The sequence below is a fragment of the Agrobacterium sp. AGB01 genome (genome assembly GCF_014851585.1).
Classification (GTDB): Bacteria; Pseudomonadota; Alphaproteobacteria; order Rhizobiales; family Rhizobiaceae; genus Agrobacterium.
The window spans coordinates 167301-183940 of record NZ_JACVAB010000005.1; the positions used below are offsets into that span (position 1 = coordinate 167301).

The following is a 16640-nucleotide window of genomic DNA, read 5'->3' on the forward strand; positions in this document are numbered from 1 at the left end:
GAATGACCGTCCGTTAAGTGAGTTTTGAAACAGACTGGCGGGTGGAAAAACTGTTAGCGACAAACTTGTTTTTTAAGCGCGTCGTCACGGTCATGGCTCTCCATGGAACCAGGCGAACCGCTTGCGATGATTAAACCTTGTCATAAGTGAAGGACGTCAAAAGCGTCGTGACGAAGTTACTGGCCTTTTCCTTGACAAGCACTTCCGTCCATTCATCAGTCCCGCGAAGCATCAGTCCGGTGTAGATGCTGTCGACGGCGGCCTCTTCAACTCTCTTGATATGCGCTTGGAAGGACGCCTCATCCCCTGATTTGTACAGGTCTCGAACGACCATCCGCAGAATTTCCTGCACGGCAATCTGCCACGCCGTGTTGATTGCCTGAAGTTCGTTGGCTTGGTTCGTCATCGAGAACTCCTGTTATTGCGGCCACTGGCCACCTGGGCCACCCGCGCAGTTGCGGTGTCATCAGGCAAAAAAAAGGCCAGGCAACTTGCCTGACCTCAGTAGGTATTGTGCTTTCAACAGTGCCAGTACATCCGTGGTCAAAGGAAAGCAGATACCGATTTAAGCAGCCTGAAGATTGCAAGCCGACATTTTGCCGGACTTGTTGTCGCGCTCCAGATCGTAGCTGAGCTTCTGGCCTTCGACGATTTCGCGCATTCCGGCGCGCTCGACGGCAGAGATGTGAACGAACGCGTCAGCGCTGCCGTTGTCAGGCTGGATGAAGCCGAAGCCCTTGGTGGAATTAAACCATTTAACTGTGCCAGTGATCATAATGAACCCTTTCATAGCAATATAGATGACCTCAGCGCGACTGCGCTGCGGATGATGATAACGATTGTTTTAAAGGGAGGGTTCGTTGAAAGCGCGGTGCTAATCGCGCGGTAACCAAAGCTCAGCAAGAAAATATCGATAATGGATAGATAGTGGATCTTAATCTGATTGTCAACTTTTAGTTTTGCGACCATTTCCGCACCTCTATCTAAGGATGTATTCTCGCCCAGCGCACGCTTCCTGACCTTTCACGCTGCCTGGCAAAGTTCCACGCGGCGGTTCAGATATACCAGAGTAGTTGGTACCTCTCGAGCAGGTTTCCTGGCAGAGGGAAAAATACGCACGCATGTTTGGACACCAGGCGAAACAACTCTAGAAAATGACTTTGTCCGTTCGGCTCTTCGACTTATGCCGTAAGATAAGTGTACGTGTATTCCGCTTCTTCAAGGCGAGTGCTCGCTAATCCAGAAATCGCTAATGACAGCTCAGTCAGCTTTGAGCGAGACTTGATGACCTCATAAGCTGAGATGCCGGATGCCAGCCTCCCGGCGAGAGTAACCTTAGAATTGCACCATTCCCGCTGGTGCCGCGGACGCGCATCTCTGGTATGTTCATGGCTGTTAGAGCTGCATACCGACTGCACGAAAAAAGCTTCGAATTGGCAATTCGTGACAGCACGACAAACAAGCCAGCAGTTGAACCAAATAGAAAGACGGCAGGACCACTATCCACACGCTCGAAGGGGCGATGAAAGGAACTCATGTTCTCTTTTACCTATGACCGCCTCAAAACTGTGCTGTTCTTGATTGCGATACTCGGTCTCGTAAGTGGGCTGGTTTTTTTCGCAGACGACAAGCCCGATATGGCCGTCCTTGCTTGGCGGGTCGGGGTTATTCCGGTCTTGATTGCTCTTGTCGTCGAAATCCTTCGAAGTCTCTGGCGAGGTGAAGTCGGGCTGGACATTGTCGCGGCGCTTTCGATGTCGGCAGCGCTGTTATTCGGCGAAACGCTGGCCGCATCGGTGGTCGCCGTAATGTATGCCGGCGGTACTTTTCTTGAGAACTTCGCAGAAGGCCGTGCCAGGCGCGAAATGAGCACACTACTGGCCCGGGTTCCCAGAACCGCCACGCGCCATGCAAATGGCACTCTTGAGGTTGTCGCGCTCGACACGATTGAACCAGGCGATCTCCTTTTCATTCATCAGGGCGCTATCGTGCCGACAGACGGATATATTGAGGGCGCGCAGGCGATCGTCGATAAGTCTGCCATCACGGGTGAATCAATGCCCGTGCGACTTGTGCATGGTGACGAGTTGATGAGCGGCTGTACGAATGCGGGTGAGCCTTTTGACCTGCGTGTTCGGCGTCGGGCGGTTGACAGCACTTACGCCGGGATCGTCCGGCTGGTTGAAGCAGCGCAAGCATCCAAGGCACCGATGGCGCGGCTTGCGGACCAATATTCAATGCTTTTCCTCGCGGTGACAATTGCACTCGCAACAGCTGCATGGTGGCTCACGCGTGATCCTGTCCGGGCAGTGGCGGTGTTGGTCGTGGCAACGCCTTGCCCGTTAATCCTTGCCGTACCTGTCGCTCTCGTGGCTGGGCTTTCGCGGGCGGCGCATTTTGGTGTTCTCATCAAGGGCGCAAAGCCATTGGAAGTCCTGGCACGGATCACGACAGTGGTTCTCGACAAAACCGGTACACTGACAGATGGACGTCCACAGATCGTGTTGATTGAACCATGCAACGGTATGTCGGAGGATGAAGTTTTATATTTCGCTGCGGCTCTTGAACAGGCGTCAAAGCATCCGATGGCCGTGGCGATTGTCACCGCGGCGCACCGCAAGGGTGTTATGTTGCCAGCGCCAGATCACGTTACGGAGCGTCCTGGAGAGGGAGTTTGCGGAACCGTTTCAGGTCACCTGGTCAGTGTGGGAGGAGTTTCATTCGTCAATCAGCAAATCGGCGCAGCGCCTATTCCCAGCCCGATCTTGAATGTTGGTGCGGTAATTGTCGCGCTTGCAGTCGATAATAAAATTGCTGGCTACATCACCATGGCCGATGCTCTTCGGACAGGTGTCGCAGAGCTTATAGCAAACCTGCGTCAACTCGGTATACGCCGTATCCTGCTAGCCACTGGCGATAGAAAGGCAGTCGCGGAAGATGTTACAAAAAACCTGGGGCTTGACGCGGTCAAATCAGATCTAACGCCAGACGAGAAAGTCCTTCTTGTGACTGCTGAACGCAAGAACGGGCTGGTGATGATGGTAGGAGACGGTGTTAACGATGCACCGGCACTTGCTGTTGCGGATATTGGCGTTGCCATGGGGGCTCGTGGAGCCGCTGCATCAGCCGAGGCTGCGGATATTGTTCTTCTCGTCGATCATCTTGACCGCCTGCTTCCGGGTATCGAAATTGCGCAACGCGCGCGGCGTATAGCGCTCGAAAGTGTCGTGGCCGGTATCGGAATGTCGACTATCGGAATGATCGCGGCAGCCTTTGGATACTTAACGCCGGTACAGGGCGCTGTTACTCAGGAATTGATCGATGTGGCTGTTATCCTCAACGCGTTGCGCGTTCTCGCGATTCAACCTCGAATGGGTCAAGAAAGCACACGATAGAGCGGCGGAGGCGTCGGGCGGCATAATCAATTGAGAGACGGTTGCGAAAGAGGGGCGTCAACGCTCCTCTCTCGCTTCCGTGGCTTGGCGATCGCAGCAACGGTTGCTGCAAAATTTCCCCAAGATCAGCTCTTAATGAAGGCCAACAGGTCGGCATTGAGAACATCGGCATTAACCGTCAACATACCGTGAGAGAAACCGGGGTAGGTCTTGAGCGTGCCGTTTTTGAGAAGTTTGATCGCCTTGTGGGCAGAATCTGCGATCGGTACGATCTGGTCGTCTTCGCCGTGCAGAACAAGCGTTGGAACGGTGATCGCCTTCAAGTCTTCTGTCTGGTCGGTTTCAGAGAAAGCCTTGATGCCATCATAATGGGCCTTTGCGCCACCCATCATGCCCTGACGCCACCAGTTCTGGATAACGCCTTCCTGGACCGTCGCACCATCACGGTTGAAACCGTAAAAAGGACCAGACGGTACATCACGGAAGAACTGGGCGCGGTTGGCAGCCAGGGCGGAACGGAAGCCATCAAACACTTCGATCGGCAGACCCTCAGGGTTGGCGTCGGTTTTCAACATCAGTGGTGGCACCGCAGAAACCAGAACAGCCTTGGCAACACGACCGGCGGGCTGACCATGTTTTGCAACATAGCGGGCAACTTCACCGCCACCGGTTGAATGGCCGATATGAACGGCGTCCTTCAGATCGAGGGCTTCGACGACAGCAAATGCGTCGGCTGCATAATGGTCCATGTCGTGACCGTCCGCCACCTGTGCCGAGCGACCATGACCACGACGGTCATGAGCAACAACGCGGTAGCCCTTCGACAGGAAGAACAGCATCTGGGCGTCCCAGTCATCCGACGACAGCGGCCAGCCATGATGGAAAACGATTGGCTGCGCGTCCTTTGGACCCCAGTCCTTGTAAAAAATTTCGGTGCCGTCCTTGGTTGTTACAAAGCCCATGTCGATATCTCCTTGTGATAAACTGTTGGTGGAAGAGTTTTGCGAGAAGCCGGTCGCCGGAACGCTCACGCTGGCAAGGGCGATGCTTCCGATCAGTACGCTGCGTCTCGACACGAAAAACCGGTTTGTATCAGATGTCATGGCATTTCTCCTGTCGCGCTTTGTCTGCGAATTCCGTATTTGACAAAGAGAAGGTATCGCGATCTTCTATCGAAAACACGTGGCGGAAATGACTTTATCCGAGGCAAAAGTGGCAAATACCAAAACACCTGATTTTATAGAGGTGGGCTTACTGGTTTACCCGGATTGTCAGCTGGCTGCCGTCTACGGACTGACCGATCTGTTTCGCGTCGCCAACGACTGGTCGACAAATCTGCAGGTGCCGACAACTTATCGCAACATTCGGGTAAGTCACTGGAAGATGGAGGGTGGTGACGTATCCTGCATATGGGATTCAAGCCCTGACATCCCACACGCGTTGAGCTACGTCATCGCGCCGCCTAGCATCATCATGCCTGAGAAGATGCAAAGCATGAGCCCGGCTTCGCAATGGCTCGCGTCCCAGCATGCGCGCGGCGTTACCGTCTGTTCGATTTGTGCCGGGGCGTTTGTCCTTGCTGAGACCGGGCTCATCGACGGCCGACGCGCCACGACCCACTGGGCTTTTGCAGACAGGCTTGCTGAACAGTTTCCCAAGATTGAGGTCTCACCCGATAACATGATCATCGATGATGGCGATGTCATCACCGCTGGCGGAATTCTGGCCTGGGCTGATCTTGGTCTGCTCCTCGTCGAGAAGCTGCTCGGGCAGGCGGTGATGCTTGAGACGGCACGCTTTCTTGTCGTTGACCCGCCGCGTCGCAGTCAGGGCCAGTACAAGGCTTTTCTTCCCCGCTTCGATCATGGCGATAAGGAGGTCCTGCAGGTCCAGCACCAGTTTCATGCGACGCCTGAGCTGCAAAAATCGATCGGTGAGCTGGCAGACAGCGTGCATCTGTCCGAAAGGACACTCCAGCGCCGATTTTTGCGTGCGACACGGCTCAAACTGACCGAATATCTGCAAAATGTGCGCATCATGAAGGCGCGGCAATTGCTTGAGACGACGAATGGTTCTGTCGAGAGCATTGCCTGGGCGGTTGGTTATACTGATCCAGCTGCCTTCCGAAAGGTATTTGGCAGGTTGACTGGCGCTACGCCAAATGTCTATCGCGGTGACGCGCGCGTATGATTGTTCTGCGGTCTAGAAACTTACCGCTCGCGAAGCGATCATGTTCTCTCTCGGCTTGCCTCAAATTCGGTGCGTTCTCCCCCATCCCGGCAAGTTTGTGATTGGACATCGAATGATCGAAGTGAGAGAGCGCTACCCGACCGTGAGACAGCAAATGCTCGATACGGACTGATAAAAACGTCCCTGCCGCTAAATTCCAGCTCACCGCCATTTCTTGTTGATTCCAGGCACCTGAAGTGATCGCATTTCCATATCCATCTCGGAGATATTTAAGCGGACTTTATTCGCTGTCGAATGCCTGCACTACCACTCGATGGATGAGCCATCGTATGCGATAAAACTTCCCGTTTGCGTACTGGCAACTGCGTTCAGCGCCTCCAGAATCCTCATTGCCGCATCATCTGGTCGCATTCTCTCACGCCCGCGCGAGAACGGCTCCGACAGGCTGGTTTCGACTGTCCCAGGATGGACACCTATTAGCACCGCGTCAGGATGCGTGCGCTTGAACTCGATTGACGCAGTACGGATGATTTGATTCAGAGCGGCTTTCGATGAGCGATAGGAAATCCACCCTCCAAGGCGATTATCTCCGATCGAGCCAACCCTTGCCGATAGGAAGGCGCAGATTCCACGCTTTTTACGATCAACGAGCGGAAGAAAGTGCTTCATTACAAGTGCAGGCCCGATGGCATTTAACCGAAACTGCGCTGTCATCGCCTCGGGATCGAGCTGCCTGATTGTTTTTTCGGGGCCAACACTATTGATCGTCAAAGCGCCCGTCGCACATATCAACAAATGGATTTTTTTGCTGGCGATCTTTTGCACGCAAGAAACGACCGATGCTTCTTCGGTAACATCCAGCCCGTCTTCACTGCGTGACATACAGATGAGCTCATTGCAGCGCGGATCCGCACTGAGTGTCTGTCGTATGGCCGATCCTATCCCACCGCTCGAGCCTATGACCAGAGCGGTATAGTTGTCGGGAAGTGAAGACATTTCAGGCATAGGCAATTCCCGAGATACGTGTCGGTTAAGCCGTGCTTCCGGCCTACCATATCGCTTGGAGCAGAATGTGCCCTGTTTGTAGACTGTTGACCGTTTGCGTTGCTCAATGATAGCCGCCCCGTTAGCGCGAGGCTTGGATCGAATTTGATATGTTCAGGCGCTGGTGTAAACCTCTGATATCAAATTCCTTTGCGCGTACAGCAACACACGACAGCTCTGGATTGCGGGTGGGTTGCATGCTTTTCATTCGGACGGCCTGCGGCACTGCACTCCATTCCGATGAGCGGATGGTTGGGATCAACACTCTGATATCCAGGTCGTCCATTGTACCTTCCAAGACAATGCCCAGTTTTCCGGTCGAAGGGCACCAACTCGATTACCAATGATGCGCGTGTGTCAGAGATCCGGGACGCCTACAGTCTCGCCGCAAATCGTAAAATACCGCTCGCGCGTGCCTTTAGTGAGAACCAGCCGAAAGGCCTCGACCTCTCGTTGCCTACTGCGCAGCGGACGAATTCGGCGCTTGGCGGAAAGCCTGCTGCTGCTTGTCGCAGCTCGATGAAATCTACGCGGCCTCGATCTTGTCGCCAGAAAGGTAGGTTCTCTCGCCAAGCATGGATTTCACGAGTGAACGTGCAAAGCCGCCTATCGCCTCAAGTCGGATCCTCGATCGCTTTTGCAAGCCTTTCGAGTTCGACCGAGTAGCAAAAGAACCCGAACAACACCAACAGGATCAATGCACCGTGCAGTACTGCCTGTCCAAGCGGCGGCAGCGCTTCGGTTTCCGGCAAGTGCCGAAAGAAGATCGTCGAAAACAGCACGCCACCGAACAGGAATGCGAGGCGCGCAGCGAAGGAAAGCACGTGAGACAGCAATGTGGAGCGGAAAGGCGAGGGGACTTCGACCCACCGAAGCCGCGTCCAATAACTTGCCTGCAAAACAAGAGAAGCCGCGAGGATTAACAGCAACGTAGAGACGGGCAGTTCCTGGCGTTCGCCAAGATGTGTGACCACGTAATAGAATATCGGAAAGATAGTCCGAAGCAGGAATGCGACGGCCAGGGATTGAAGCACAATGAGTGCTCCGTAAGCGAAAGCATTTCTCGTCCGATCAATCATCCATTCGCATTCCCGTTGGTCTGTGCAGGACCTCGCACCTTTTTCAATGAGCTGCTGGCGCCGTAATGATACCCAAACGTCCGAGTCCGCTGACGATCAGCTGAATTGCAACCGCGGTCAGGAGAATACCGAATACGACCTCTGAAACGACCATACTGGCCGGTTTCATCCGTTTGGAAAGCTTGTCGGTATTGGTGAAGACGAGATAGTCGAAAGCTGCCACGACAATGATAAGAACGACAACGACCACCGCGCTGGCGACCGAAACGACTTCTCCAGATGCGAGAATGATGACGGTGATGCCAACGGGGTTAAGCAGATAGGGAACGGCGAGCGGAAACACCGCGAGCTTGTCGGGATCGATCGGAGCGGTAAGCTCGTCATGTGGCTTGTCCGTTGGTCCGGACGCCATCTTGATCGCTATGAGTGCGAGAATGATGCCGCCGGCCACCGCGACAGCGCCGCCCGTAATGTGGAGAAGCCGCATCAAAAGTGCTCCAGTCGCAAACAGGATCAACGCTGTGACAAGTGCTGTCAGCACCATTTGGCGACCGATGCGCACCTTGGTCGCCGCATCGAAACTATGGGTTTTCTCCAAAAACGGAACGAGGGCGATTTTCGGCCCCATACCGATCAACAGCAAAAGTAGAAGCTTTCCGACGAGCGTGGCGTCGATAGTGTTGAAGTCCATGGAATATCCCCTTGGTTGGTGGTTGTTTTTCGCTGCCGCTCCATCACTTCAAGCGGTCGTAAGACGTGTGCATTGCTCGCCGTGAATTTATCAGGGCGGGCAAACATCCAAGAAACTCGGCGAGCTGGCAGGCAGGCAGACCGGACAGATTGACATTGTTTTTGAGATTTTCATTTCATGTCCTCCCCATGATCCTTGGTCTCGATGCAACTGGGCGAAGTTCCCGTTCAAGTCGGCCCGGGCGCAGCCACCACAGTTTGTTTCGCAAGGGCCTGCTGAGCTACGGCTGCGAGCCCGTCCTCTTTACCGCCAGCGACTTGCACGGTCGGAACGGCGATCTTGATGCCTTGTGCGTTGAATGCTTCGCGAAGCATCGCATAAGCTCTGCGACGGATTGCCGACTGCAGCTGGGTGGGCTTTAGCGTCATTCCAAAGCTCAACTTGATTCCATAATCGCTGATCTCTTCGACGCCTTTCATCTTGAGGTTCTCAATGATGAACGGCTGGAACTCGGGATCTTCTCGCAGAGCTTTGCCTACGGACTTGGTAATTGCTTTGACTTGGGCGACGTCGGATTCGTAGGACACGGACAGCAGGAATTTGACCACTGACCAGTCGCGGCTCATGTTTTGGATGGCGCCCAGTTCGCTAAACGGGACGATGAATATAGGCCCCCTATGGTGCCTTAGCTTTACGGAGCGGAGACTGAACGCCTCTACAGTGCCTTTGTAGCTGCCGCTTTGAATGTACTCGCCAATCCGGAAGGCATCATCGAGGAGATAGAACATGCCGCTGATGATATCCTTTACGACGGTCTGCGCGCCGAAACCGATGGCGACGCCCACGACGCCGGCGCCAGCGATCAGCGGTCCGATCTCAATGCCGAGTGACGACAAAGCCATCATGATTGCAATCGCGGCGAATAAAATCATCAGGAAGTTGCGAAGGATGGGCAACAGAGTTCTCAGGCGGGTGCGGCGTCGTTCGCGTTCACTTCCTATCTCGAGCGCTGCATCGGTGTCTCCCATCTTCCGGTCGATCAAAACCTTCACGATATTCCATGCCAAGTCGACGACAAGAAGAATAATGCCGGCGCTCAACACTCCACGTACAAGACGGAGCGCGGGCGAATCCTGCATTGTCATCTGCGTCAGCCGGACATCCAGGATATTTGCAAGGAAAACGATCGCTGCAACGATCAGGGTTGCGCGTATCCCGCGCTCGACGATGACCGAGAGCACCGTGACGCGGCTGCGCCCATCTTCATCAGTTTCTGAACGGCGCAGAATGTTATTGATGGACGCCTTTGTAAGAACGATCGCCCCTGGCAATGCGGCGCAAACCACCATGACCCAAAAGAGCTCGACAGCGCCAGCCACCCACAGCAGCCATATCCCTGTTAAATAGGCAGTCCAAAGCCAGTTCCGACCATGCAGGCTGATCCGGCTCGTCTGTTGAGTGGATGAACCGGGCGGGCGTCGCCATATCGCCTCAATGGCAATGCCCAACAGTATGAACCCCAGAAAGTAGGCAGCGAGCTGACGCGATGGGATCGATAGGCCGAGCGTACCAAGAAGCCGGATTGTCACCCAGCCAAAGGCGTACCAGCCAATGAGATAGCTGAGTCGTTTTGCCCAGTGGCCTGCCGCCTCGTTAGTGATCGGGACCACGCGGAAACGGTCTTGTTCGTTTGAACGCGGCGCCAAAAATACATCCAGCAAAGCGCAAGCGAGGCGGTAGATGACAACAGCGAACAGAAAGCCGACGACGATTTCCCTGATGATCGGCGGCCAGTCAAAAAGCAGGAAGAACCCTATGCTGCCAAGACCAAACGACAGGACATAACAAACCGCCCAGAGAAGCCGGGCAGTTATGACAACGACCCTGTGCCAAACGGATGTGACTGATGCTCCGGCCATCCATGACCGCCAACCAGCGCTGAACCGCCAGAACAACCATTGCGCCCCCAATCCTGCGGCAACGAAAGCGGCCAGCAAGACGATGGGCCGGGTTCCGCCAATTGCTTTGACGTCTTGCTCAAGCAAAGCCGCGCCCCGGATCGCCTCGGAGGGAAAAGAATGCGCAGCTGCAACCATCGAAGCGGCGTGGGCGCGAAAACGCATCGTTGATCCGGCAAACGACGACGCCGAGTCCTGGCTGGCAGTCGCTGGGACCGTAGCAGTCTCTGTTTCGCGAGCGACGCCCTGCAGCCATTTCTGAACGTCAGGATCTGACATCAGGCCGATAAAACGCTGGACACTGGCGGGTTGCTCCGCCAGAGGAGCAGGCGCTTGTGCTGCTGCCGCTGACATCCAAGCCAGTGTCGTAACCGCCAGGGCAGCCGCGGTGAGAAACAGTTTGATCAGCAGGAAATTCAGGCGCCATGCCATTTTCTGTCCTATTGTTATCGTTCGGCGTGCCTCTAGAGGACACGCGACCTCAATCGGCCTCAGTCGTGTTGTTCGGTGCGTTGCAAGTTTGATGAATGCGCTGTCGTTCCAGGCGGGCCAATGAGGGACTGAACGCCTCCGGCGTAGTTGTCTCTTGTGTTGGCATCGACGACGGCAACCGGAGCGGCAAGGATCAGCCCGGCGGTGCTGCCCACCGCAACTGCCGTGCTTGTGGTTGCCGCGAGGATTGTGTCCCCAACGCCAATCTTGCTGTCCGTCAAAGTCTGTCCTTGGGAAATCCGCGCACCGATAAGACGAACAATCTCGGGAGATTCCGCAAACTTGCCGTGATTGAGCCTGTCGCCGGATTTGATCGCGGTCAGATCAACAACGGATATCTGGCTCTCAGCCAGTTCCTTCTTGTAAGGAGACTGCTCGGGGTCGATGGAACCAAGCCTTGCGACGTCGCCCCACACCCTGCGGGACACGGCCAGTGCCCGGTCGTCCCGGGAGACAAACAATGTGAACTTGGGATGCTGTTTGCCCATATCGGAAATCTGCTGTCGAAAGACGTCGACATCGACATCAGGCGATGCCAGCATCACATTCTCGAACTTGGCTGGAAGGCCGTTATTACGGATGGCCATCTGACGAAGCGCCTCAAGGGCCAACCAGTTGCCCATGGAGTGGGCGAGGATGGAAACCTCCTTCACCCGTACATCTTTGGCCAGATACTGAAACAGCATCTCCAGGGCATTGCGCGTGTAGTTGGTGCTCTCCCTGTCGTAACCATAAGCGAGTAGGCTTGCGCGCGACGGCCAGGTAACAAGAACCGGAGCGCTGGCAATTCCGGAATCCTGGACAATTTGGGCGAAGCGATAGACCGAGTCTTCAAAACGATTGTTGAAGCCGTGGATAAACACCAGCACACTTCCGTCACGGCTCTTGCGCACTGAAGCGGTCAACCATTTTCTGGCATCGTCGCGACTGATCTCATTTGCCTTCAATGTGGCGAAATCGGTCGCTGGATTGGAGGGTAACCTCTTCGGCCATGCAACCTCGCCAATCTTTCTGGCATTGCCTGGCGGTATGGAGACGGTGATCTCCGCGAAAGACGGAACCTTGGCGCGTTCGCCGGTAAACATTTCGCCTCTCACCGTTGAGCGGCTGCGGGTTGTTGTAACCAGCATGTCGACCCTGGTGGCGTTCGGTGCGCTGTCAGCAACCGGGACGAGAACGTTTTTGGCGTGGCCGCCACACCCGGCGAGCGCGGCAATAACCGTGCATGCGACAAGCCATTCCACTCGACAGGGAACGCGTCCATCTCGCAGTTCGTTTGTCTCGGCGCTGTTCACTCGTTCACCTGCCCTAGCTGCCAGAACTTTTCGCCACCATTTTCGGCACCAGGAAAATCTATGCGAATGACGGGCGGCTTTCCCGTAACATCGGGTATGTTACGGGGGGCAGCACTCCTCGTTGCAGGCAAGAAAGCTGCGAAACCGTTCGAGGCAATCAAACGTCAGCGCCAGTTGCCTGATCGGGTGAGCATCTTTCCGGTGTCAACGAGACGACCCGCTGGTAGCGGCGGCATACGCTGGTCTCGGTCTCCGATCCCCCACCCGTATCTTACGGTAACATACTGCACGAACTGCCCCTGATCACTGAATATGCCTTCAGGACATTCGGCGTCGCTGTGGCGCTTTGAGGGTGGGAGCGGACAATGGATGAAAACGTGGCTGCGGTCAGGCTACGATTTCCGAAAAGAGCTCATGCGATTGACGAGCTCGCATTGCGAGACGTCGTGTTCTGCGAGATCTGCCGGGACTATGCCGAAGCCCAAAGTGAACTGGCCAAATGGAACACATCTCCGGATCCGGTTCGGGAGGAACGTATAGCCGAATACGGGGAACTGTTGGCAGCGCTTGGCAAAGAGATTGAAGACGCGCTCGACCGCGCCATTGTGGTCTCGATACATCGCCCAACCCGTCCCCGCCCTGCGTAAGTCCATCAGACACACAGTTAAAGGAACAAGATCGTGGTTTCCGAGACTATAGACGAGCCAGCACCTGCTTTGCCGCCTCGCAATCCCTTGCGGAAGGTCGCTCTCATTGTTGTTTTTTTGGCGTTGGGCCTGTTCGTACTCTCGGTCTTCATGGAGCGGCGGACACCCTCAACGTCTCAGGCGCAGGTCCAAGCCTATGTGGTTGGCATTGCGCCTGAAGTGACAGGTCGTGTTGTGGAGGTGGGTGTTACGGACAACACACGCGTGGAGGCCGATCAGATATTGTTCCGGATCGATCCCCAGCGCTACGAACTTGCGGTGAACGAGGCGGAAGCTGGCCTTGCCAGTGTCGGTCAATCAATCGGCGCATCAACTGCGGCGGTCGACGCTGCTCAGGCCAAACTCGTGCAGATACGAGCGGACAGAGATAATCTTCGCGACCAGTATGCCAGGGCCTCCGCACTCCTCAAGTCCGGCGTGTTTTCGAAGGCCCGCTTTGATACGGCCAAATCCGCCTACGAGCAGGCGGAGGCTTCGGTCTCGGGGGCGGAAGCTGATCTAGCCAAGGCCCGCGAACAGCTTGGTCCTTCCGGAAACGACAATCCACAGCTGCGTGCTGCCCTTGCGGGACTGGAAAAGGCACGGCTGGATCTGATGCATACGACCGTGCGGGCGCCGTCGCCTGGAGTTGTCACCAATCTTCAGCTCACCACAGGGAAGGTTTTACCCGCGGGTCAACCGGCCATGACATTCATTGATGTCGGCACCATCTGGATCAATGCCGCGTTCAAGGAAAACAGCCTCGAAAATGTCGTCGTTGGCAACAGGGCGGAAATCCTTTTTGATGCCCTTCCCGGGCGCCTGTTTCCCGCTACGGTGGAGAGCGTTGGCTTCGGCGTGTCGCAAGGCAACACGGATCCGAGCACTGGATTGCCCACCATCAGGAGTGAGAGCGGCTGGGTCAAAGAAGCACAGCGGTTCCCTGTTCGTCTCAACATCGCCGAAGCCGACAGACCACAGGGTGGTGTACGCTACGGTTCGCAGGCGACGGTCATCATCTATACCGGGGACAATCCGGTGACAAATGCGTGGGGATCGCTGTGGGTCCGCATCGTGTCGGTACTGACCTATGTCAACTGACACCACCGCTGCAAAGCAGAAGCGAAAGGGATTGCGGGTCGCTCTTGCAGTCTCGTTCGGCTTTGTGCTGGCGGTGTACTGGACGGCTTTCATACCGTTTCTCGGACCGCTTTTTGCTGCACAGTTTCTACTGGCGAGCTCTCGACCAATGCCGCTTGGCAAGACTGTCGGTGCAGCCATTGTCATCCTGGTCGCCGGAATTGCGATGATGGTTTTGACCAGCAGCCTCGGCGACCGTCCAGCACCTTTTCTCCTCCTCCTGGGACTGACCTATTTTCTGTGTTTTGCAGTGCAAACCTCTGGCAAGGGCGGGCCGGCTGTCTTTCTCGTACTGGTCGTTGCTATCGTGGTACCGCTTCTCGGCATCCTGAATAAGGAACTAGCCAATTCCATACTGTCGATCCTTGTCGGTGGCGTGCTGTCGGGCACGCTTTTAATGTGGCTGGCCCACGCCATTATTCCTGAACCCGCTTGTTGCGAAGACAACACCGAGCGGTTGCCTGCTCAACCGATGGATTTACTGCGAGCATTTGCAAATACGCTGATCCTTCTGACGTCTGTTGTGATCTGCCTTACGAGCAATAATCTGACAGCTGCGGCGGTCATTCCCATTACCGTCGCATCTCTGCTTGGCCAGCTCGATGTCGCCGTTGGCACAAGAGCGGCATTCGGCCTCGTCGTCGTTAACCTGCTCGGCGGCTTTGTGGCATCTGCGGCCTATGCGGCACTGACCCTTCGTCCAAACCTGCTGTCGATCTTTCTGATTGTGCTGGGCGTTGCGCTTTTCTTGGGTGGCAGGGCAGCAGCAATGACGAAAGACGCGCCGCTGTTTGCCGGTGCATTGACCATTTTCCTCATCTTGTTCGGGCTTGGTGTCTCACCTCTACCCGGCACTGCTGCCGAAAGCTTCGCTACCCGCATTGTCTATATCGCCGCGGCTTTGATCTACGCTCTTTTGCTCGCCACCATTCTGTGGTCAAGGAGGCCAGATCCGAGACGGATAAATCCATGAGATGTGCTGTCTGATTTGATCAGTCCGGTCAGAAAAGCGCCTCTGCAGGCGCCTTGGCAGTGCGAGCCTTCAAGGGGTCAGACCCAATGGGCTCAATATTTGAGAACTGCCTCTGCCGATGTTCGTGAATTCAAAAGATCTTCGGGACTCGAGCAAGCGGGGCCATGACTGGCTCCGCCAGACGCGCTTGCAGCCTTGAGCCATCAGGCTAGTGAGCAGGAGCGATGCTGCAACACAGTGCCCGCTCAGCCCCGATGTTACTGTAACATACACTCCGGATCGGGACTGCGACCACGCCTTGCTATAACATCTGCGCTGTCATCTGCAGTCTGAATGAGTGTCCGCGCACAAGGAGGAAAGAGATGAAAAAGTCTCACGCACTGTTTCTTCTCGCCACGAGCCTGTGCGTGCCCATTACGGGCCTGCCATCGACGCCATATGCCATTCCGACTGCAGCTGCGCAGGATAAAGCCGCTGCCGATCCGGCAGAGGAAGCGTCGGCCCCCTTAAGTGAAGACGAACTGGAAATCCTCGTTGCCCGGATTGCCCTTTATCCGGACGAGCTGGTCGCACTCGTCACTTCGGCCTCGCAATACCCGCTGCAGATCGTGGAAGCAGCGCGGTTTCTCGAGGGGATCAAGACGCAACCAAGTATCAAGCCGAAGACCACCTGGGACGGTAGTGTGGTCTCGCTGTTGAACTATCCGCAGATCGTGACGATGATGAGCGAGGATCTAGACTGGACGCAGTCGCTCGGAGAGGCGCTCGCCTATCAGCAGAAGGACGTTCTCGTTGCTATTCAACAACTGCGCGATAAGGCGGTGGTTGACGGTATCATCAAGACGGATGACAAGATTAAGGTGTCGGAGGAAAACAACAACGTAGTCATCGTCTCCGCCAGCCCGGAAAAAATCTACGTCCCCCAGTATGCTCCCGAGATGCTTTACGAGCCCGGTTATGCAGCCGTGCCAATCGCATATTATCCAGAGCCCTATCCAAGCTACTACTACCCCACTGCGACGTTCTTCGCAGGCGTGGTTACGGGGGCTGTCTGGGCGGCTGCAGTCGACTGGAACCGCTGGGGCGTCTGGGGCGGCCGCTGGAACGGTAATGTCGATATCGATTGCAACAAATGCTTCAACAACATCAATGGCAAAGTCAATATCAACGACATTGACTGGAAGAATGTCGACCGTAGCAAAATCAAGTTCGATCGCGCGCAGTTCGACAAGATGGATCGTGGTGCTTTCCGTAGAAATATTGAAGCGAACCCCGCGAACGGGCTGGGTGCCCGAATTCGCGACCGTTCCGCAACGATCCGTGACAATCCCGGGAAAGTCACCGTTAGTGACGTCCGCAGGAGCAAGATCGATGCAGACAAAGGTGCATCTGATCGCGGCAAGGGCAGAAATGTGAAGACGGCGCAGGACCGCCGTCCGCAAACCGCACACACTAAGGTCGAAAATACCCGGCTCAAAACCAATGCCAACCGACCGGTGGCGAGACCGAAGCCGGCGGCAAGAGTGGACAATCGTCCAAGTAGGCCATCGGCACTGGGCCAGGTGGATAGCGGCAGACGCGTTCAGATGCAGTCGATGAGGGGGCGGCAGGCGATGGGTGATGGCGGTCGCGGCGCAGCTAGGGAAATCAGAGGCGACGGTGGTGGACGTCGCCGATAACAACATCAAGATGGGATG

At 55.6% G+C, this 16640-nt stretch carries 15 protein-coding genes; 6 read left to right on the forward strand and 9 right to left on the reverse strand.

The features are described from left to right. Positions 1 to 130 precede the first annotated feature (130 nt). Together IB237_RS18025 and IB237_RS18030 are read right to left on the reverse strand one after the other, a co-directional pair. Entirely contained in the window at positions 131 to 406 is a 276-nt protein-coding gene (locus tag IB237_RS18025) for a hypothetical protein (RefSeq protein WP_192490078.1), read from the reverse strand. 159 nt (positions 407 to 565) lie between these two features. Continuing rightward, positions 566 to 775 carry a cold-shock protein gene (locus tag IB237_RS18030; protein ID WP_192490079.1) on the reverse strand — a complete coding sequence of 70 codons (210 nt, stop codon included), beginning with the start codon at positions 773 to 775 and terminating at the stop codon, positions 566 to 568. 760 nt (positions 776 to 1535) lie between these two features. On the opposite strand from IB237_RS18030, the gene IB237_RS18035 reads away from it, so the two are divergent. Next, positions 1536 to 3395: a heavy metal translocating P-type ATPase gene (locus IB237_RS18035; RefSeq protein WP_192490080.1), complete on the forward strand. Its 1860-nt coding sequence runs from the start codon at positions 1536 to 1538 to the stop codon at positions 3393 to 3395. A gap of 125 nt (positions 3396 to 3520) precedes the next feature. Here the strand turns inward: IB237_RS18035 and IB237_RS18040 are convergent, their stop codons facing one another. Continuing rightward, positions 3521 to 4357: an alpha/beta fold hydrolase gene (locus IB237_RS18040; protein ID WP_192490315.1), complete on the reverse strand. Its 837-nt coding sequence runs from the start codon at positions 4355 to 4357 to the stop codon at positions 3521 to 3523. A gap of 229 nt (positions 4358 to 4586) precedes the next feature. On the opposite strand from IB237_RS18040, the gene IB237_RS18045 reads away from it, so the two are divergent. Next, the gene (locus IB237_RS18045) at positions 4587 to 5585 is read left to right on the forward strand and encodes a GlxA family transcriptional regulator (RefSeq protein ID WP_192490081.1); all 999 of its coding nucleotides are present in this window, start codon (positions 4587 to 4589) and stop codon (positions 5583 to 5585) included. 303 nt (positions 5586 to 5888) lie between these two features. Here IB237_RS18045 and IB237_RS18050 read toward each other — a convergent pair whose 3' ends face one another. From IB237_RS18050 to IB237_RS18075, 6 genes are all read right to left on the reverse strand, one after another. Beyond that, positions 5889 to 6590 carry an SDR family NAD(P)-dependent oxidoreductase gene (locus tag IB237_RS18050; RefSeq protein WP_371815352.1) on the reverse strand — a complete coding sequence of 234 codons (702 nt, stop codon included), beginning with the start codon at positions 6588 to 6590 and terminating at the stop codon, positions 5889 to 5891. A gap of 121 nt (positions 6591 to 6711) precedes the next feature. Next, positions 6712 to 6915, reverse strand: a complete 204-nt coding sequence (locus IB237_RS18055) for a hypothetical protein (protein WP_192490082.1) — start codon at positions 6913 to 6915, stop codon at positions 6712 to 6714. 328 nt (positions 6916 to 7243) lie between these two features. Beyond that, entirely contained in the window at positions 7244 to 7663 is a 420-nt protein-coding gene (locus tag IB237_RS18060) for a hypothetical protein (protein ID WP_371815353.1), read from the reverse strand. An 88-nt stretch (positions 7664 to 7751) separates the two neighbouring features. Beyond that, entirely contained in the window at positions 7752 to 8399 is a 648-nt protein-coding gene (locus IB237_RS18065) for a MarC family protein (protein WP_192490084.1), read from the reverse strand. A gap of 227 nt (positions 8400 to 8626) precedes the next feature. Then, positions 8627 to 10789 carry a mechanosensitive ion channel family protein gene (locus IB237_RS18070; RefSeq protein WP_192490085.1) on the reverse strand — a complete coding sequence of 721 codons (2163 nt, stop codon included), beginning with the start codon at positions 10787 to 10789 and terminating at the stop codon, positions 8627 to 8629. A gap of 59 nt (positions 10790 to 10848) precedes the next feature. Further along, complete coding sequence (locus tag IB237_RS18075; protein ID WP_210324024.1) at positions 10849 to 12120, reverse strand: alpha/beta hydrolase; 1272 nt, start codon at positions 12118 to 12120, stop codon at positions 10849 to 10851. Positions 12121 to 12509: 389 nt separating this feature from the next. Between IB237_RS18075 and IB237_RS18080 the strand changes: the two genes are divergently transcribed. From IB237_RS18080 to IB237_RS18095, 4 genes are all read left to right on the forward strand, one after another. Next, on the forward strand, positions 12510 to 12791 hold the full coding sequence (locus IB237_RS18080; protein WP_192490087.1) for a hypothetical protein: 282 nt from the start codon (positions 12510 to 12512) through the stop codon (positions 12789 to 12791). Between the two features lie 33 nt (positions 12792 to 12824). Further along, entirely contained in the window at positions 12825 to 13931 is a 1107-nt protein-coding gene (locus tag IB237_RS18085; protein WP_192490088.1) for an HlyD family secretion protein, read from the forward strand. After that, entirely contained in the window at positions 13921 to 14943 is a 1023-nt protein-coding gene (locus IB237_RS18090) for a DUF2955 domain-containing protein (protein ID WP_192490089.1), read from the forward strand. Before IB237_RS18085 ends, IB237_RS18090 begins: the two co-directional genes overlap by 11 nt. Positions 14944 to 15305: 362 nt before the next feature. After that, positions 15306 to 16622, forward strand: a complete 1317-nt coding sequence (locus tag IB237_RS18095) for a DUF3300 domain-containing protein (RefSeq protein ID WP_192490090.1) — start codon at positions 15306 to 15308, stop codon at positions 16620 to 16622. The last annotated feature ends 18 nt before the right edge of the window (positions 16623 to 16640 follow it).